At 63.6% G+C, this 17,911-nt stretch carries 17 protein-coding genes and 1 tRNA gene; 12 read left to right on the top strand and 6 right to left on the bottom strand.

What is annotated here, in order from left to right; genetic code table 11:
- Positions 1 to 27 precede the first annotated feature (27 nt).
- On the bottom strand, positions 28 to 519 hold the full coding sequence (ybaK, locus tag AC07OE_RS01275; protein WP_495068753.1) for a Cys-tRNA(Pro) deacylase: 492 nt from the start codon (positions 517 to 519) through the stop codon (positions 28 to 30).
- 90 nt (positions 520 to 609) lie between these two features.
- On the opposite strand from ybaK, the gene AC07OE_RS01270 reads away from it, so the two are divergent.
- Positions 610 to 1,170, top strand: coding sequence for a hypothetical protein (locus AC07OE_RS01270; RefSeq protein ID WP_495068752.1), 561 nt, complete (start codon positions 610 to 612; stop codon positions 1,168 to 1,170).
- 6 nt (positions 1,171 to 1,176) lie between these two features.
- On the opposite strand, the gene AC07OE_RS01265 is transcribed toward AC07OE_RS01270, so the two are convergent.
- The 3 genes from AC07OE_RS01265 to AC07OE_RS01255 form a co-directional block, all read right to left on the bottom strand.
- The gene (locus AC07OE_RS01265; RefSeq protein ID WP_495068751.1) at positions 1,177 to 2,244 is read right to left on the bottom strand and encodes an aldo/keto reductase; all 1,068 of its coding nucleotides are present in this window, start codon (positions 2,242 to 2,244) and stop codon (positions 1,177 to 1,179) included.
- Positions 2,245 to 2,312: 68 nt separating this feature from the next.
- Positions 2,313 to 3,149, bottom strand: coding sequence for a glycine-rich domain-containing protein (locus AC07OE_RS01260; protein WP_495068750.1), 837 nt, complete (start codon positions 3,147 to 3,149; stop codon positions 2,313 to 2,315).
- A complete protein-coding gene (locus tag AC07OE_RS01255) occupies positions 3,130 to 4,917 on the bottom strand; it encodes an acetate--CoA ligase (RefSeq protein ID WP_495068749.1) in 1,788 nt (595 codons plus the stop codon). Before AC07OE_RS01255 ends, AC07OE_RS01260 begins: the two co-directional genes overlap by 20 nt.
- A gap of 25 nt (positions 4,918 to 4,942) precedes the next feature.
- Here AC07OE_RS01255 and AC07OE_RS01250 point away from each other — a divergent pair, with 25 nt between their 5' ends.
- The 8 genes from AC07OE_RS01250 (at position 4,943) to AC07OE_RS01215 (ending at position 13,686) form a co-directional block, all read left to right on the top strand.
- Positions 4,943 to 5,845 carry an alpha/beta fold hydrolase gene (locus tag AC07OE_RS01250; RefSeq protein ID WP_495068748.1) on the top strand — a complete coding sequence of 301 codons (903 nt, stop codon included), beginning with the start codon at positions 4,943 to 4,945 and terminating at the stop codon, positions 5,843 to 5,845.
- Positions 5,846 to 5,891: 46 nt separating this feature from the next.
- Entirely contained in the window at positions 5,892 to 7,166 is a 1,275-nt protein-coding gene (locus AC07OE_RS01245) for a hypothetical protein (protein WP_495068747.1), read from the top strand.
- A 76-nt stretch (positions 7,167 to 7,242) separates the two neighbouring features.
- Positions 7,243 to 8,347 (top strand): peptide chain release factor 2 gene (prfB, locus tag AC07OE_RS01240; RefSeq protein ID WP_310344824.1). Its coding sequence is split into 2 segments (ribosomal slippage): positions 7,243 to 7,323 and positions 7,325 to 8,347, totalling 1,104 coding nucleotides; the frame shifts between segments, so codons are not numbered across the junction.
- Positions 8,348 to 8,350: 3 nt separating this feature from the next.
- Positions 8,351 to 9,025 carry an HAD family hydrolase gene (locus tag AC07OE_RS01235; protein WP_495068746.1) on the top strand — a complete coding sequence of 225 codons (675 nt, stop codon included), beginning with the start codon at positions 8,351 to 8,353 and terminating at the stop codon, positions 9,023 to 9,025.
- Complete coding sequence (gene pepN, locus AC07OE_RS01230; protein ID WP_495068745.1) at positions 9,009 to 11,675, top strand: aminopeptidase N; 2,667 nt, start codon at positions 9,009 to 9,011, stop codon at positions 11,673 to 11,675. Before AC07OE_RS01235 ends, pepN begins: the two co-directional genes overlap by 17 nt.
- 17 nt (positions 11,676 to 11,692) lie before the next feature.
- Entirely contained in the window at positions 11,693 to 12,532 is an 840-nt protein-coding gene (locus tag AC07OE_RS01225) for a tetratricopeptide repeat protein (RefSeq protein WP_495068744.1), read from the top strand.
- A gap of 9 nt (positions 12,533 to 12,541) precedes the next feature.
- Positions 12,542 to 13,573 carry a class 1 fructose-bisphosphatase gene (locus tag AC07OE_RS01220; protein WP_495068743.1) on the top strand — a complete coding sequence of 344 codons (1,032 nt, stop codon included), beginning with the start codon at positions 12,542 to 12,544 and terminating at the stop codon, positions 13,571 to 13,573.
- A 37-nt stretch (positions 13,574 to 13,610) separates the two neighbouring features.
- Positions 13,611 to 13,686, top strand: a tRNA-Thr gene (locus AC07OE_RS01215).
- An 85-nt stretch (positions 13,687 to 13,771) separates the two neighbouring features.
- Here the strand turns inward: AC07OE_RS01215 and AC07OE_RS01210 are convergent.
- Entirely contained in the window at positions 13,772 to 15,001 is a 1,230-nt protein-coding gene (locus tag AC07OE_RS01210; protein WP_495068742.1) for an MFS transporter, read from the bottom strand.
- Positions 15,002 to 15,096: 95 nt separating this feature from the next.
- On the opposite strand from AC07OE_RS01210, the gene AC07OE_RS01205 reads away from it, so the two are divergent.
- The 3 genes from AC07OE_RS01205 to AC07OE_RS01195 all read left to right on the top strand — a co-directional run bounded on the left by AC07OE_RS01205 (position 15,097) and on the right by AC07OE_RS01195 (position 17,321).
- Positions 15,097 to 16,011: a LysR family transcriptional regulator gene (locus tag AC07OE_RS01205; RefSeq protein ID WP_495068741.1), complete on the top strand. Its 915-nt coding sequence runs from the start codon at positions 15,097 to 15,099 to the stop codon at positions 16,009 to 16,011.
- Between the two features lie 356 nt (positions 16,012 to 16,367).
- The gene (locus tag AC07OE_RS01200; protein WP_495068740.1) at positions 16,368 to 16,577 is read left to right on the top strand and encodes a hypothetical protein; all 210 of its coding nucleotides are present in this window, start codon (positions 16,368 to 16,370) and stop codon (positions 16,575 to 16,577) included.
- A 12-nt stretch (positions 16,578 to 16,589) separates the two neighbouring features.
- Positions 16,590 to 17,321, top strand: coding sequence for a hypothetical protein (locus AC07OE_RS01195; protein ID WP_495068739.1), 732 nt, complete (start codon positions 16,590 to 16,592; stop codon positions 17,319 to 17,321).
- A 12-nt stretch (positions 17,322 to 17,333) separates the two neighbouring features.
- On the opposite strand, the gene AC07OE_RS01190 is transcribed toward AC07OE_RS01195, so the two are convergent.
- Positions 17,334 to 17,783, bottom strand: a complete 450-nt coding sequence (locus AC07OE_RS01190; RefSeq protein WP_495068738.1) for a globin family protein — start codon at positions 17,781 to 17,783, stop codon at positions 17,334 to 17,336.
- Positions 17,784 to 17,911: the final 128 nt, after the last annotated feature.

Here is a 17,911-nt window from a genome sequence, read left to right as displayed (position 1 = left end):
GTCTCCAGTCCATGCGCGGTGCGCGGGTCAATCGTCCAGTGCGCACTGTACCTGCTTGGCGCCCAGCAACTGGACGCAAACACTAGGGTCTATCCCCACCAGGTAGCCACGCCGCCCGCCATTGATGCAGATGCGGGGCAGCTCCAGAATGGTGGATTCGATGTAGACGGGCATGGTCTTGCGCGTGCCAAACGGCGAGGTGCCGCCCACCAGGTAGCCACTGTGCCGGTTGGCTACCTCGGGTGCGCAGGGCTCTACCGATTTGGCCCCAATCTGCCGCGCCAGGTTTTTGGTGGACACCTTGCGGTTGCCATGCATCAGCACCACCAGCGGCTTGGCGTCCTGGTCTTGCATGATCAAGGTCTTCACCACCGTGAACGGATCAAACCCCAACACCTCGGCACTGTGCTGCGCACCGCCATGCTCCAGGTACTCGTAGGGATGCTCGGTGAAGGCGATCTTGTTCGCCTTCAGCAGTTGGGTCGCGGGGGTTTCAGAGACGTGGTCTTTTTTGGCCATAAGGGCGTATTTTCGTACGACTTGGCGGGCGGCAGGTGAAGCAAAATCCGTTTGCAGCGGCATTGCTACTTGGACGATACTCCGCGACAAATGAAACTCAAAGTACTGCCGGCCCATAGCTCTTTGAGCACATTTCAAATTGCCACGATAGCTCTGGTTTGTTGCGCCCTGTTTGGCAACAACATTGCCAACCTAGTGATTCCGAACAACCAAACCATAGAGTTTCTGAGTTCCGTAAGCGGTGATAGAACGACAAGTTCCACGATGCGCCTCTTGTACTTCGGCATGTTGGCAACATGTCTATTGGTCGTACTGTCGTTGGTCGCGAATCCAAGCAAATGGATTGTCGCGATTGCCTTCTGTATCGCCGTATTTGCCATCGGAAACACCACACAGTCCACACTCAACATTATTTGGGACCAATCACCTCCAAAGTTGATCGTTGGAGACTTGGTGGGTATCTCGAAGGATACGAAGTACGGAAAAACACTTTGGGCTACCGTTCAGAACAGTAGCAATCAGTCCGTTCGAATTGCAACCCAGTATGACTTGCGTCGCAATCTTGTCGAGATAAGGGATACCAAAGTGTCGTTCTATTTGTGCGCAGGCTACTTTGCGAAACCCTACATTTGCAGCAGCGCTCGCAAGTGACGTTTGTCACACCGCTGGATCGCGAATCTCCCAGCGGATGGCGTCGATTTGCGTCAGCAGCTCGGCGGACAGCGTGGTGCCCCAGGCGTTGATGTTTTCGTCCAACTGCTCCAGCGTGCGCACGCCGATGATGGTGCTGGCGACTTGCCATTTGGTGTAGCAGAAGGCCAGGGCCAGCTGCGTGGGGGTCAGGCCGTGCTCCTTGGCCAGCGCGTTGTAGCGGCGCGCGGCCTTGAGCGCATCGGGGCGGCCCCAGCGCTGCTTGCGGGTGGACTCGAACTTGCCCAGGCGCGCGTCTTTGGGCGCGCCTTCGCCGGTCAAACCAGTTTCGTCGTACTTGCCGGTCAGCAGGCCAAAGGCCAGCGGCGAATACGGCAGCAACGACACACCCAGGCGGTGCAGGGTTTCGTCCAGGCCGTTTTCCACGGTGCGGGCCAGCAGGCCGTAGTTGTTTTGCACCGAGGCAATGCGCGGCAGGCCGTGCTGCTCGGCCAGGCGCACAAACTCGTGCACGCCGTAGGACGTTTCGTTGGACAGGCCGATGGCGCGGACTTTGCCCGCTTTCACCAGCGTGTCCATGGCGCGCAGCTGCACTTCAATGCTGCTGCCACCCACGTTTTCGTTCTTGGGGTCGTAGTACATGCCGCCGAACATGGGCACGTGGCGCACGGGCCAGTGGATCTGGTACAGGTCGATGGTCTCGATGTTCATGCGCTTGAGGCTGCCCTCACACGCCGCCACGATGTCTTCAGCCGTCAGGTTACTGCTGCCATTGCGTACCCAGGGCATGCCGCGCGAAGGGCCGGCCACTTTGGTGGCGATGACCAGCTTTTCGCGGACTGCGGGGTTCTTTTTGATCCAGTTACCGATGATTTTTTCGGTCAGGTTGAAGGTTTCGGCGCGCGGTGGCACGGCATACATCTCGGCCGTGTCGATGAAGTTGATGCCACGTTCCAGCGCGTGGCTGAGGATGGCGTGGGAAGTGGGTTCGTCCACCTGTTCGCCAAACACCATGGTGCCCAGGCAGATGGGGGTGACGTGCAGGTCGCTGGAGCCAAGTTGAACGGTTTTCATGCGGGATCTACTCAGAAAATGGGGTGAAGAAAAGGCGAATCGAAGGATGTTAGCGCGGAGTGAAAGACCTAGTCGCCACCACAGCCTCCCCCGCATCCACTGTCACCGCCACAGCCACTGTCCGAACTGCTGTCGGAGCTGAAGCTGAAGCCGTCGGACGCCCCATCGCCCCCGCCCCCACATCCGCCACCGCCGCCATCGCTGAAGCTGGTGCCGCAGTAGGCGTCGGAAGCAGCCTTGTTGTCGATGTCGCGGCAGTTGGGCACATAGGTGAAACCGCCCGCAATGGCGAACTTCTTGTCCAGCGCAAACAGCAGCGGCAGGCGCGTGGGCGCGCCTGGGTTGATGCTCTCTTCCTTGCAGGCCCAGAACCAGGCGCGGCGCAGGCCGCTGTTGCGCTTGGGGTCGCGGCCCAGCACCTCGGCCGGGCTGTGGTGCAGCAGGCTGCCAAACGCAGCATCGCACCACTGCTGGTAGCCGCGTGTGTGCAGGATGAACTCGTGCCAGGCCGCGTCCACCACCTTGGACGGCATGGCCACAAACTGGCGCTTGCTGCGCAGGTAGGCGATAAAGAACTGGCGCAGACCGTGCAGCACCAGCTCGGTGTCGCGCGCGCTGAGCTGCGGGTACTGCGCCATGAGCTTGGCGCCCAGAAAGCGCGGCAGCGGCGCCTCGCGCACAAACTGGCGGCGCAGACTCAGCTCCCAGGCCTGCAAGGCCAGGTACAGCACCACGCACCCAAAGACGCCCATCACCATCAATACGATAAACACGTTGCGCCAGGGGCGGGCCGCAAGCAGCCCCAATACCAACAAGGGCCATGGCAGCCACTTGCCCCAGCTCAGCCAGCTGATGCGCCGAAGCAGCGTGGGCCTGAACGTGGCGTCAAGCGCGGGCAGCTGCATAGCGCGCCTCCTCTTGCAGGCGCAGCACGCGACGCTGCACCTTGCCGGTGGTGGTCATGGGCAGAGCATCCACAAATTCGATCTCTTTGGGGTACTCGTAGGGTGCCAGCTGGCCTTTCACGTGGGCCTGCAGCTCCAGCGTGAGTTTGGCATGCAATTGGGCTATAGCCCCCGTATCTCCTGCGCAGGCAGCTATGAAATCAGGAGCAATGACGACGTAGGCCTTGACCAGCGCGCCGCGCTCGGCGTCGGGCTTGGGCACCACGGCGGCGTTGATGACGGCCGGGTGCTTGACCAGGCAGTTCTCAATCTCGCCCGGGCCAATGCGGTAGCCCGCGGCCTTGAACACATCGTCGCTGCGGCCCTGGTACCAGAGGTAGCCCTCGGCATCGCGCACCGCCAGGTCACCCGTGCGGCACCAGTCGCCGGTGAACTTGGCGGCCGTGGCGGCGGGGTTTTTCCAGTAGCCCAGGAAAAAGATGGGGTCCGGGTGGCCGTGCACGTCAAACCGATTTAACGCCACATCACCGGGCACGCCCACCGCACACTCGTTGCCGTCGTCATCGATCACGGCAACGCGGTGGCCGGGGTAGCCCATGCCCATGCTGCCGCCCTTGGCGGGCCAGTGGCGGCTGGAATTGCCCACGATGTAGTTCATCTCGGTCTGGCCAAACATCTCGTTGGGCGTCACGCCCAGCTGCAGCTCGCAGTAGCCAAACACCGCGTCGCCCACCGCCTCGCCCGCGCTCATGATGGCGTCGAGCTTGAGCTTGAACTGCTGGCGCACGGTCTTGCCTCCCACGCCGCCCTCGCCGGGGTAGGCCTTCATCATGGCCTTGAGCGCGGTGGGAAACAGGAAGGTGTGCGTTACGCCGCAGTCGCGCATCAATTCGAGTGCCGTCTGCGGGCTGAAGCGCCCGTTGTAGGCCACGATGGGCCGACCGAAGTACAAGCTGGGCAGCAGCGCGTCCATGAGCCCGCCGGTCCAGGCCCAGTCGGCCGGGGACCAGAACACGGCGTTGGAGCGTTTGTTGTCTTTGCCGTTGAAGCCAAACCAGTTGTGGCTGGCCACAAAGCCCGGCAGGTTGCCAATGAGCGCGCGGTGCGGAATCAGCGCGCCCTTGGGGTTGCCTGTGGTGCCGCTGGTGTAAATAAGCACGGCGGCCTCGTCGGCGCGCGTGTCCACCGCCGTGAAGTGCTGGGGCGCCTTGGCCAGCGCGGCGGCGTAGTTGAGATCGGCGCCGCGGGTGGCGGCGGCCGCCCCCACGCCGATGACGGTGCGAAGCAGTGGGCAGTCGTCACGCACGCTGTTCAGCGCGTCCATTGCGGTAGCGTCGCAAATGGCCACCACGGCCTCGCTGTCGTGCAGGCGGTACTGCAGCGCCTCGGGCCCAAACAGCATGGAGAGCGGCATGGCCACAGCGCCCAGCTGCAGCACCGCCATGTAGGCCACCGCAGTCTCAAACCGCTGCGGCAGCACAATGCCCACGCGGTCCCCACGCTGCACGCCCAGCTGGTGAAGCGCGTTGGACAGGCGGTTGGCCTGCTCCTGCAGCTCGGCATAGGTATGAAAAGTGCTGCTAGCCCCCATGGAATATGCACGAACAGCTATTCTTTTAGTAGCATCCGACTGCTGCGCCCAGCGGCCACAGCAGGCCTGCGCCATGTTGAAGAACTCGGGCACCTGCCAGCCAAAGCCCGCGTGCAGTGCGGCGTAGCCGGGGGGCAAGGCGGGGGTGGTCTTGTCTCTGCGTTGACTGACTGGCATGCCGTGTCTCCTTATGATTCGGTGAATGTACCAAGTCAAAAGAGCCTGCCGAAGCGAATTCGTCCCCATCCGTAATCTCACCTACCACGTCCAGGTCTGGGGCCAGCCCGCGCCTGGCAAGACTCCGTTGGTCATGGTGCATGGCTGGATGGACGTTGCCGCCAGCTACCAGTTTGTGGTGGACGCCCTGGCGCAGGACCACTACATCATCGCCCCCGACTGGCGCGGCTATGGCAAGACCCAGGCCCCCGGCACCGACAACTACTGGTACCCCGACTACCTGGCTGATCTGGACTTTCTGCTGGACCACTACGCGCCGGGCCAGCAGGTCAACCTGGTAGGCCACAGCATGGGTGGCAATGTGGTGATGCTGTACAGCGGTGTGCGCCCCGAACGCATCCGCCGCCTGGTGAACCTGGAAGGCTTTGGCATGCCCGCCACCATTCCCGCACAAGCGCCTGGCCGCTTTGCCACCTGGATGGACGAGCTGAAGAAGCTGCACGCCGGCGAGATGGACCTGAAGGCCTACGACAGCGCCGACGGCGTGGCCCGCCGCCTCATGAAAACCAACCCGCGCCTGGGCCAGGACAAGGCCGACTGGCTGGCCCGCCACTGGGCTGCCGAAACGGCGGATGGCAAGTGGGTGATTCAGGGCGATGCGGCGCACAAGGTGACCAACGCGCAGCTGTACCGTGTAGACGAGGTGCAGGAGATCTACAGGCGCCTCACCATGCCCGTGCTGGCGGTGGAAGCCTCGGACAACAGCCTGGACCTGTGGTGGAAAGGCAAGTACACCCTGGCCCAGTACCACGAGCGCCTGCAGGTGGTGCCGAATGTGGAGATTGCCCGCATTGAAGACGCCGGACACATGATGCACCACGACCAACCCGAGGTGCTGGCCCGGCTGATCGAGCGCTTTATCGCCTAGGCGCCTCATAATGGTTGGCTGAGAGCCCCTTGCACCAGGAGACCCCATGCCAGCCAGTCACCGCCCCAGCCTCATTGCCGCCGCCGTTCTGGTGGCCATTGGCGCCGCTGCCAGCCATGCACAAACGCAGGTCGTGAAGCCTCCAGTGGCCCAGTACTGGATGGACGTGGCCACCATGCGCATGGCCGACATGGACGAGCTGCCCAACATGGGCGCCATGGGCGGCCTCGCAGCCAGCATAGCGGGTGTGAAGGGCATGGGCGACAACAGCTTTGGCGCCACCAAGGGCATGATGCCCGGCCGCTGGCTGGACATTGCGGTCACCACCCAGCGCAAGCCCGCGGGCACCATCGCCACCCAAACCATTCCGCCGGGCCTGAACTTGGGCGCCAGCCTGACCCTGCTGCCGCCCGAACCCGTGGCCAGCAAGGGCACGCCCCAGGGCCGTGACACCGAAGACGGCGTGCCCGAGCAGCCCAAAGGCCGCATCCTGCTGTACTGGGGCTGTGGCGACACCGTGCGCGCCGGCCAGCCCAAGGTGCTGGACTTTGCCACCGCCAAGGCCGAGGACTACGCCCAGTTCATGCGCGGGCGTGCCACGCGCGAGCGCGGCGCCACGGCCGCCCCAGGCAACGCCATCTGGCCCAACCCGCAAAACAAGCAGCAGGTGCCCAAGGGCGCATCCCTGGTGGGCGACCACAAGGTGACGGGCGACGGCATCCCCGCCAGCCTGCAATTTGGTATTGGCCAGGTGCAAGACTTCATGCCACCGCTGGCCCTGGCCGCCACAGGCGGCGGCGCCAACGCCACCAGCGTGGCCTGGCCAGCCCAGCCGCAGGCGCGCGCCTATTTTCTGAACGCCATGGGCGGCAGCGATGGGGAGATGGTGCTGTGGAGCTCGGCCGAAACACCCGAACCTGGCTGGGGCCTGATGGACTACCTGAGCACCCCCAACCTGGACAAATGGCTGGCCGACAAGACCCTGCTGCCCACCAGCCAGACCCAGTGCGCCATTCCGGCCGGCATTTTTGCCAAAGTGAACGGCGCCATGGTGCAAGGCATTGCCTATGGCCAGGAGCTGAATCTGGCCCACCCGCCCCGCCCCACTGACAAAAAAGTGCCCTGGGCGCCCGACTGGGCGGCCCGTGTGCGCGTGAAGAGTGTGGCCACCCTGCCACTGGATGGCTCGGCCAACGGCCGCGCCGCAGCGCCCGCCAAGCCCGAGGCAACGGACGATTCCCAGTCCAACAAATCGCTGCTGCTTGCCGTGCCGGGCGTGCCCGGTCTGGGCAATGTGCTCAAGGGCCTGTTCGGCCGCTAGGGCTGGCGCGGGGCGCGGGGCGCGCCAAGCATGAGAAAATCGAGGTTTTCCCTTTCCGCAGAACGAGAACACCATGATCGAAGCAGAGCGCGTCAACCTTATCGGCACCACCCTGGCAGACCTGACCGCCAGGACCCAAGAACTTCGGGGGTATCTTTGACTACGATGCCAAAGCCGAGCGCCTGCGCACCGTCAATGCATCGCTAGAAGACCCCACCGTTTGGAACGACCCCAAACGCGCCCAGGAGCTGGGCAAAGAAAAGAAGATGCTGGATGGCGTGGTCGTCACCCTGAATGACCTGACCAGCAATCTGGCCGACAACACCGAGTTGTTCGAGATGAGCAAGGAAGACGGCGACGAAGCCGGCCTGCTCACCATCGAAGCCGAAACCGCCAAACAGGCCACCATCATCGAGGGCTTGGAATTCCGCCGCATGTTCAACAACCCGGCCGACCCCCTGCCCTGCTTCCTGGACATCCAGGCCGGCGCCGGTGGCACCGAGGCGTGTGACTGGGCCAGCATGCTGCTGCGCCAGTACCTGAAGTACGCCGAACGCAAGGGCTTCACCGCCACGGTGGAAGACATCACCGACGGTGACACCGCCGGCATCAAGGGCGCCACCATCAAGATCGAAGGCGAATACGCCTTTGGCCTGCTGCGCACCGAGACCGGTGTGCACCGCCTGGTGCGCAAAAGCCCGTTCGACAGCTCGGGCGGCCGCCACACCTCGTTCGCGTCCGTGTTCGTCTACCCCGAGATTGATGACTCCATCGAGATCGAGATCAACCCCAGCGATGTGCGCACCGACACCTTCCGCGCGTCTGGCGCCGGCGGCCAGCACATCAACAAGACCGACTCGGCCGTGCGCCTGACGCACATTCCCACTGGCATCGTGGTGCAGTGCCAGGACGGCCGCAGCCAACACAGCAACCGCGACGTGGCGTGGAAGCGCCTGCGCAGCCGCCTGTATGACTTTGAGCTGCGCAAGCAGCAAGAGGCACAGCAAAAGCTGGAAGACACCAAGACCGATGTGGGCTGGGGCCACCAGATCCGCAGCTACGTGCTGGACAACAGCCGTATCAAGGACCTGCGCACCAACGTCGAAGTTTCGGCCACCCAAAAGGTGCTGGACGGGGATCTGGATGTGTTCATCCAGGCTTCGCTGAAGCAGGGCATCTAAGGCATGCTGGACGCTTTGATTTTCGACATGGACGGCACCATGATCGACTCCATGCCCTCGCACCAGGAGAGCTGGGCGGTGTTTGCCCAGCGGCAAGGCATGGACGTGGACATTGCTGACCTCATGCGCCGCACCACCGGCCGCACCGGCATCGAGTGCATGCGTGACCTGTTTGGCCAACCCGATATGACGGTGGACCAGGCCATGGCCCATGTGCACGAGAAAGAAGCCGTGTACCGCGAGATCTTTGCGCCCATCTTTGCCGAGGTGGCGGGCTTCAAGGCCTTCTTTGCGCAGGCGCACACGCGCGGCCTGAAGCTGGGCGTGGGCACCGCGGGCGACCGGCACAACCAGGCCTTTGCCTACCAGCACCTGCAGATGCCGATTGCCCCACTGACGACTGTGGGTGGCGACGAAGGCCTGCCCGGCAAGCCGGAGCCCGCCATTTTTCTGGAAGCCGCGCGCCGCATGGGCGTGGAGCCCGCGCGCTGCATCGTGTTTGAAGACGCGCCGCTGGGCATCGAAGCCGCACGCCGCGCCGGCATGCGCGCCGTGGGCATTGCCAGCAGCCACCACCCTGACGAACTACGCGGCCCGCACGTGCTGGCCGTGGTGCCCGATTACCACGCCCTGATCACATCCCAATTTCTGGAGACACACCATGTTGCAACTTCGTGAGGCCTCGGGCCCGGCTGCGGTGATCCACCGCGGCGACTACACCGCCCCCGCCTACTGGATCGACACCGTCGATCTGAGTTTTGACCTGGACCCCGCCAAGACGCGCGTGCTCAACAAGATGACGTTGCGCCGCAACCCCGATGTAGCGGCCCAGCCCCTGCGCCTGGACGGCGAGGAACTGAACCTGGCCCGTGTGCTGGTGAACGGCCAGGGCACCAGCTTCAAGATGGAAAACAACCAGCTGGTGCTGGAAAACCTGCCCGAAGGCACCGAGCCCTTTGCGCTGGAAATCTTCACCACCTGCGCGCCGGCGAAGAACACCAAGCTCATGGGCTTGTACGTGAGCAACGAGTCGTTCTTCACGCAGTGCGAGGCCGAGGGCTTTCGCCGCATCACCTACTTCCTGGACCGTCCCGATGTGATGGCCATGTACACGGTGACGCTGCGCGCCGACAAGGCCAAGTACCCGGTGTTGCTCTCCAACGGCAACCTGGTGGAACACGGCGCGCTGGAAGACGGCCGCCACTTTGCCAAGTGGGTAGACCCGCACAAGAAGCCCAGCTACCTGTTTGCGCTGGTGGCCGGTCAGCTGGTCGCGCGCGAGCAGCGCATCGTGTCGCGCGCGGGCAAAGAGCATTTGCTGCAGGTGTATGTGCGCCCCGGTGACCTGGACAAGACCGAGCACGCCATGAACAGCCTGATGGCCAGCGTGGCCTGGGACGAAGCCCGCTTCGGCCTGCCGCTGGACCTGGAACGCTTCATGATCGTCGCCACCAGCGACTTCAACATGGGCGCCATGGAGAACAAGGGCCTGAACATCTTCAACACCAAGTACGTGTTGGCAAACCAGGCCACCGCCACCGATGTGGACTACGCCAACATCGAGAGCGTGGTGGGCCACGAATACTTCCACAACTGGACCGGCAACCGCATCACTTGCCGCGACTGGTTCCAGCTGAGTCTGAAGGAAGGCCTGACCGTCTTCCGCGACCAGGAGTTCAGCCAGGACCTGTGCGCCGAGCCCAGTGCCCGCGCCGTCAAACGCATTGAAGACGTGCGCGTGCTGCGCACCGCCCAGTTCCCCGAAGACGCGGGCCCCATGGCCCACCCGGTGCGGCCCGACAGCTACATCGAGATCAACAACTTCTACACCGTCACCATCTACGAGAAGGGTGCCGAGGTCGTGCGCATGATGCAGACCCTGACCAGCCGCGCCGGCTTTGCCAAGGGCATGACGCTGTACTTCGAGCGCTTTGACGGCCAGGCGGTGACCTGTGACGACTTTGCGCAAGCCATTGCCGACGCCAACCCGGACTCGGCGCTGGCCAAGTTGCTGCCTCAGTTCAAGCGCTGGTACAGCCAGGCCGGCACACCGCGCCTGGCCGCCCGCGGCGAATACGACGCTGCGGCACAGACCTACACCCTGCACTTCACCCAAAGCTGCGCGCCCACACCGGGCCAGGCGGCCAAAGAGCCGTTTGTCATACCCGTGAGCCTGGGCCTGGTGGGCGCAACCTCCAACACCGACACCCAGCTGTTTGTGATGACCGAGGCCGCGCAAAGCATTACGTTCAACAACGTGAGCGAAGAGCCCGTGCCCTCCATCCTGCGCGGCTTCTCCGCGCCGGTGGTGCTGGACTTTGACTACACCGACGCCCAGCTGCTCACGCTCTTAGCCAACGACCCCGACCCGTTCAACCGCTGGGAAGCCGGCCAGCGCCTGGCGCTGCGCAGCGCTATCAATTGCATAGCTACTGGCGAAGATTCCACGGGGGCTAAACCCCTAAACGATGCCTACATCGACGCCATGCGCGCCGTGCTGCGCCACCCCACGCTGGATGCCGCGTTCAAGGAACTGGTGCTGACCCTGCCCAGCGAGACCTACATCGCCGAGCAGCTGGATGTGGTGGACCCGCAGCGCATTCACGCCGTGCGCGAGGCCATGCGCCTGCAGCTGGCCACCGCCCTGCAGGCCGACTGGGAATGGGCGTTTGAGGCCCACCAGCACAACGGCGCCTACGAGCCCGACCCCGTATCCAGCGGCCGCCGTGCGCTGGCCGGCATGGCGCTGGCCTTCCTGTGCCTGGCTGCGGTGCAAAGTGGTGACACCGTGTGGCCCGGCAAAACGCTGCAGCGCTTCAAGGATGCTGGCAACATGACCGACCGCTTCAACGCGCTCGCGGCCCTGGTGGGCAGCGGCCACGCACTGGCGGCGCAGGCCTTGGCCCGCTTCCACGCGCTGTTCAAGGACGAGGCGCTGGTGCTGGACAAATGGTTTGCCCTGCAAGCGGGCACCAGCGACCGTGGCGGCCAGGTGCTGCCCGCTGTGCGCCAGCTCATGGCCCACCCGGACTTCAACCTGCGCAACCCCAACCGCGCGCGCAGCGTCATCTTCAGCTACTGCAGCGCCAACCCCGGCGGCTTCCACCGGGCGGACGCGGCAGGCTATGTGTTCTGGGCCGACCGCGTGATGGAGCTGGACGGCATCAACCCGCAGGTGGCCGCCCGCCTGGCCCGCGCGCTGGACCGCTGGAAGAAGCTGGCCGAGCCCTACCGCAGCGCCGCGCGCGAAGCGCTGGTGCGCGTGGCCGCCAAAGTTGACCTCAGCAACGACGTGCGCGAGGTGGTAGACCGCGCGCTGGCGGACTAAACGCCCGGCACGCAGCCATGGCCCTGTTCGGTTTCGCATCCCCTGCCGAAAAGTTTGCGCGACGCTTCAACCCGCTGCGCGACACGGTGTACGACGCCGATGCCATGTTCAGCGGCTCGGCCATGTCGGAAGATCTGGAAGCGCTGCTGCCGCTGGCAGAGAAAGTGGGCGCACAGTCTGCCGAGCTGGCCGACCTGCTGTGGCTGCAGTTTGTGGTGTTTGCCAAGCGCCAGTGGGCCTCTGAGGGCCTGCCCCTGGGTCTGCGCGCGCTGGCCATCCGCGAGTCGCGTGGTGGCCTGACGCCCAGCGACCGCTTTGAGCAGCATTACGCCCTGGGCAAATCGGCTGTGCAGGCCGAGGAATACGACACCGCCATTGCGCACCTGCAGCAGGCCACCGAATGGTCCCCCCACGCCAGGGCGACACTGAGCCTGGACCAGAAGCTGGGTATCCGCGAGGAGATTGGCTACGCCTTCCACGAGGCTGGTCGCCATGCTGAGGCCCTAGCGCACAACCGGCAGCTGCTGGCCGATGCACAAGACGCCTTTGGATCAGGCACCGATGAACGCCTTGCAGGCGTCATCAACAACCTGGCGCAAAACGCCTACGAGCTGGGCGACACCCCCCTGGCCAACACCTACCTGCAGCAGCGCCTGGCCCTGGGCCAGGCCTTGCAAGACAATGACATCATTCTGGACACGCTGTTCCAGCAAGGCGTGCTGGCGCATGAAGCCGGCGATGCGGCACAGGCCCGCGCCTTGTTTGAGCAACGCGTGGCCATTGCCCGCGCCAGCGGCGACGAAGACCTGCTGGACGACGCGCAGGCCCGGCTGGACGAACTGATTTCCAAAACTTAGGACTTTTCCATGACACAACGCATATCGCTCACGCGCTACCTGATCGAGAAGCAGCGCGGCCACGAAGGCCAGGCGGCGGGCCCTGGCGCCATCCCGCCGCAGCTGCGCCTGCTGCTGGAGGTGGTGGCCCGCGCCTGCAAAAGCATCAGCCTGGCCGTGACCAAGGGCGCCCTGGGTGGCGTGCTGGGTGCTGCCGAGAGCGAGAACGTACAAGGCGAAATCCAGAAGAAGCTGGACATCATCGCCAACGAAGTGCTGATTGAAGCCAACGAGTGGGGTGGCCACCTGGCCGCCATGGCCAGCGAGGAAATGGAAGGCATCTATGTGGTGCCCCACCGCTACCCCCAGGGCGAATACCTGCTGATGTTTGACCCGCTGGACGGCTCCAGCAACATCGATGTCAACGTCAGCATCGGCACCATCTTCAGCGTGCTGCACAAAGACCCTGAAGGCCCCGCCGTGAGCGAGCAGGACTTTTTGCAACCTGGCAGCCAGCAGGTGGCCGCAGGCTATTGCATCTATGGTCCACAAACCACGCTGGTGCTGACGCTGGGCGAAGGCGTTGCCATGTTCACACTGGACCGCGAGCAAGGCTCGTTTGTGCTGACGCAGGAGAATGTGCGCGTACCCGAAGACACGCAGGAGTTCGCCGTCAACATGAGCAATATGCGCCATTGGGACGAACCCGTGAAACGCTATATCGACGAATGCCTGCAGGGCAAAGACGGTCCGCGCGGCAAGGACTTCAACATGCGCTGGATTGCCAGCATGGTGGCCGACGTGCATCGCATCCTGACCCGCGGCGGCGTCTTCATGTACCCCTGGGACAAGCGCGAGCCCGAGAAGCCAGGCAAGCTGCGCCTGCTGTATGAAGCCAACCCCATGGGCTGGTTGATTGAGCAAGCCGGTGGCGCCGCTACCGACGGGCGCCAGCGCATCCTGGATATCCAGCCCACCAAGCTGCACCAGCGCGTGAGCGTGTTCCTGGGATCGAAAAACGAGGTGGAACGCGCCACGCGCTACCACTCCGAAGCCGCCTGACTGCGGTAGCCAGCCCGTTATAATCGGGGGCTAAGTTGCCGGTGTAGCTCAGTCGGTAGAGCAGCTCATTCGTAATGAGAAGGTCGGGTGTTCGATTCATCTCTCCGGCACCAAATTTAAAGCCCGTTGTTCAATATGGACAACGGGCTTTTTCGTTACGCATTGAGGTAGCTACATATCCTCAAGGTCACCACATCATCAGCAAGCGCTGGTCGCACCCGGGGCATGCGCCAGCGCCACGGCCGGCACCGACTGGCTTCGCTCCAGCCACACGCTCACGCCGGCCAGCACCAAGCCCATTAGTGTCAGCAGCGCACCCACCCAACCCAGTGCCGCCAGGCCCAGTGTGCTGGCCACTACCTTGGCACCCAGCCATGCACCCAGGGCATTGCCCAGGTTGAAGGCGGCAATGTTCAGGCTGGAAGCCAGGTTTTGCCCAGCACCCTCGGCCTGCTGCAGCACCCGCATCTGCAGCGGTGCCACGGTGGCAAAGCCGGCCGCGCCCAACAGGCCGGTAAACAGGATGGCGGCCCACGGCGTGTGCAGCGCAAACGTCATCGTGCCCAGCACGGCGGCCAACGCCAACAGGGTGCCCAACAGCGTGCGCACCAGGTACTTGTCAGCCAGCTTGCCGCCCAGCAGGTTGCCGCCAATGAAGCCGGCGCCAAACACCAGCAGGATGGGTGACACGGCTGCCGCACTGAAGCCACTGATCTGGGTCAGCAAGGGCTGGATGTAGGTGAACAGCGTGAACACGCCGGCAAAGCCGAACACCGTCATCGCCAGGCCCAGGAGCACCTGCGGGCGAGCCAGCACCTTGATCTCTTCACCAAAAGAGGTGCCTTGGTCGGTGACCTCGTCTTTGGACACCAATGCGGCAATAACCGTCAGCGCCAGCAGCCCCAACATGGCAACGGCCCAAAAGGTGGCGCGCCAGCCAAAGTGCAAGCCCAGCCAGGCACCCGCTGGCACACCCAGCAGGGTGGCAGCGGTCAGGCCGGTGAACATGATGGAGATCGCGCTGGCCTTGCGCTCCGGCGCCACCAGACTGGTGGCCACTACCGAGCCGACGCCGAAGAAAGTGCCATGGGCCAACGAGGTCAGCACGCGCGCGGCCATCAGCACTTCGTAATTGGGCGCCAGCGCACAGGTCAGGTTGCCCAGCGAGAACACGGCCATCAGCGCCAGCAACACCGTCTTGCGCGGCCAGCGGCCGGTCAGCGCCGTGAGCACCGGCGCACCGGCAAACACACCCAACGCGTAGCCCGAGATCAGCAGGCCGGCTGCGGCAATGGACACCCCCAGGTCGCTGGATACCTGCATCAGCAGGCCCATGATGACGAATTCGGTGGTGCCTATGCCAAAGGCGCCGGCCGTCAGCGCGAACAGCGCTGGAGGTAGTCGGTTGGAAGAGGTAGGGGATTTCATAAGGGCGTTCCAAAAGTGAATACCGCTATGGTCGTGATTTGCAGTTTTTAAATAAAGCAGCAAAATGGCGAATCACTTTCAATAAATACCTATAAATGGAACGCTTGGATGACCTCGCCCTCTTCCTGCGCGTGCTGGACCAGGGCTCCATCAGCGCCGCCGCACGTAGCCTGGACCTGAGCCCGGCCGTCGCCAGCCAGCGCCTGGCGCGGCTGGAAAAAGAACTGGGCGTGCGCCTGCTGCACCGCACGACACGCCGCCTGCACCCTACGCCGGAGGGCCTGGCACTGGCCGAGCAGGGACGTAGCTTGGTGGAGGACCTGGATGCCCTGGTGGGCAGCCTGCGCCAGTCTGGCGAGCTGGTCAGCGGTACGCTGACCGTCACGACCTCTGCCACCTTCGGGCGATTGCACCTGTCGCCGCTGTTGCTAGAATTCATGGCGTTGCATCCCGGGGTGCGCGTCAATGTGGACTTGAATGACCGCGTGGTGGACTTGGTGACCGCCGGCTTCGATCTGGCCGTGCGTGTGGGTGCGTTGGCGGACTCCACGCTGGTGGCCCGACGCCTGGCGCCCAATCAACGTGTGCTGGTCGCCTCACCCCATTACCTGGCGCAGCGAGGCACGCCGCAGATGCCGGCCGATCTGGCCCACCACGATTGCCTGATCCTCACAGGCGCCAATGGCCGCCAGGACCGCTGGACGATGGGTGACGGACACGGTGGTGAGACCATGGTGCAGGTGCAGGGCCGGCTGGAGAGCAACTTCGGTGAGTTGTTGCGCGACGCTGCGGTGGCCGGCAGTGGCATTGCGCTGCACTCCTCCTGGCATGTGGCCGAAGACCTGAAGGCCAAGCGCCTGCAGGTGGTTTTGCCCGACTACCCGCTATCCGCCACCGGCATCTGGGCCGTCATGCCCCAAAGGCGACTGGTTCCACCGCGCGTGCGCGCCTTCGTGGACTTTCTGGCCGGCAGATTGGGCTATAGGCCGCCCTGGGATGTGGCGCTTTAAAACCGTTGCCCGCGAGAGCCGCGGGCTTTTCACGGGCAGGCCGGCTAGCTCCGCTTTCTGGCCATCTCCATCCAGCAAATGTTGCAACGCCAGCGTCCTGGTGCCAGCTCCACGCCGCCTTCGGGAGGACGTTCACCCTGGCATTTTCCAGAGCAGAAACGAAAACGCGCCGAATCTCTCAACCCATGGCTGATGTCCTCAGGCTGGGTGCTCACGCTGGCTGACGGAGACATTGGCTGCATTCGGTGTCACCTTTCGGTTCAATTCAAAGTCAGACCCATAGTAACAAGGGTTTTTGACGCTCCCATGGCGCCATGGCAAGCAGTATTCGGGCCAGCGGCAACGTAAAATTGGGCATGAGTAAACCTGCAGACAAAACCAAGATTCTGGAAGACGGCTTGCGCTACAAGTCCAAAGTGGGAGGATCGCCATTCCTGACTGCATCCAACCCCGGAGCAGCCACGATGTCGTGCTTCCTGTGCGGCAAGCATCGCCCACGCAGTGAGCTGAAATCGCGCAAGTTCATCGGCAAATCCCAGGCCGTGTGCGACCCCAAGTGCAGCTGATGCCGACAGGCCATGAGCCGCTTTAGCGCCGAATTTGCACGCCTGTATGAGGTGCCCGACCCGGCGCCCCCAGCGCAGGGGTGTCTGATTACCCCGGAGGGCGGCGTCAAAGCCATGGTGCTGGAGATAGCCCAACCTGCGGAGTGGCCAGACCTGTCCGCCGTATGGCATGGCACGCAAAGCGAATGGGAACTGCCTGCGACGGCTATTGCCGTGTCAGGAACCGACGGACTGCAGCTGTGGTTCTCTGTGGCCGAACCCATCCGTGCCGATAACGCGGCTGAATTCCTGGCGCTGCTGCAGCGCAAATACCTCAGCGCGGTGCCTGCCAAGCGGGTTCGCCTGTTTCCGTCCCCTGCATTGAGTGGGAACGCGGAGGCGGTCCAAGCAAACCGGGTGCCGGCCCTTCAAGAGAGCGGCAACTGGTCGGCCTTCGTGAGCGCAGACCTTGCCTCAATCTTCGGCGAGGAGCCCTGGCTGGACATTGCTCCCAATCTGGACCAGCAAGCGGACATCCTCTCCCGGCTCAAGTCCATGAAAGTGTCCCAGTTTCACGACGCGTTGGATCTCTTGCGTGGCACGCCGCAACCAGAAACGCCGCCAGCCCCATCCACGGTCAACGCCTCGAGCGAAGGCGTCGTGGTGGGCCCGAAGGCCTTCCTGACCCAGGTGATGAACGATCCTGCTGTTGCGCTCAAAGACAGGATCGAAGCGGCGAAGGCTTTGCTGCCCTACGAGCGCTGACGCTACCCGCCCTCAGGCAACCGTCATGTCCTGCTCATGGCGTTTGATGCGCTCGGCCTCCAACGCGCCAAACTGCATCACGTCGGCCAGCAGGCCGTAAGCCGCGGTCCAGGCTTCGCGCACTTCGGGGGTGAACTTCTCGCCCAGACCGGCGCTCAGCGTCCACAGCAGAGCAGTACCCACCGTGACGTAGTGTTCTTCGCGCACGCCGTAGCCCACGTGGCGGGCGCCCAGGTTGCGCAGCACGGGGGCCAAGTTGTCCAGGTCCTTCAGACCGTGTACGGCCGATCCGATCATGGACATGAGCATGCGGCCCTGGTTGGGCATGTCGCCCTTGAACAGGTGCTTGAGCGAAGGGTCCAGCGTGAAGAGGCGGTCGTAGAACAGCTCGGCCGCAGTGGCGGCGAGGGGGCGCACATCTTCAAACGATGCCTGGACGAGGTTGATTTGTTCGGAGTTCATGGTGTTTTCCTTCGGTACTTGTTGAATAAGACCCGCACTACTACCCACGAAGCGTGCCAAAACTTTTCTTCAACGAAATCAACAACTTAGCAAAAACCGCAGGGAATGGTTTGTCGGCAAACACCGAC

The organism is Rhodoferax sp. GW821-FHT09E07, from assembly GCF_059416145.1.
The sequence above is the reverse complement of the archived record's forward strand: the minus strand, read 5'-3'. Positions and strand labels throughout refer to the sequence as shown.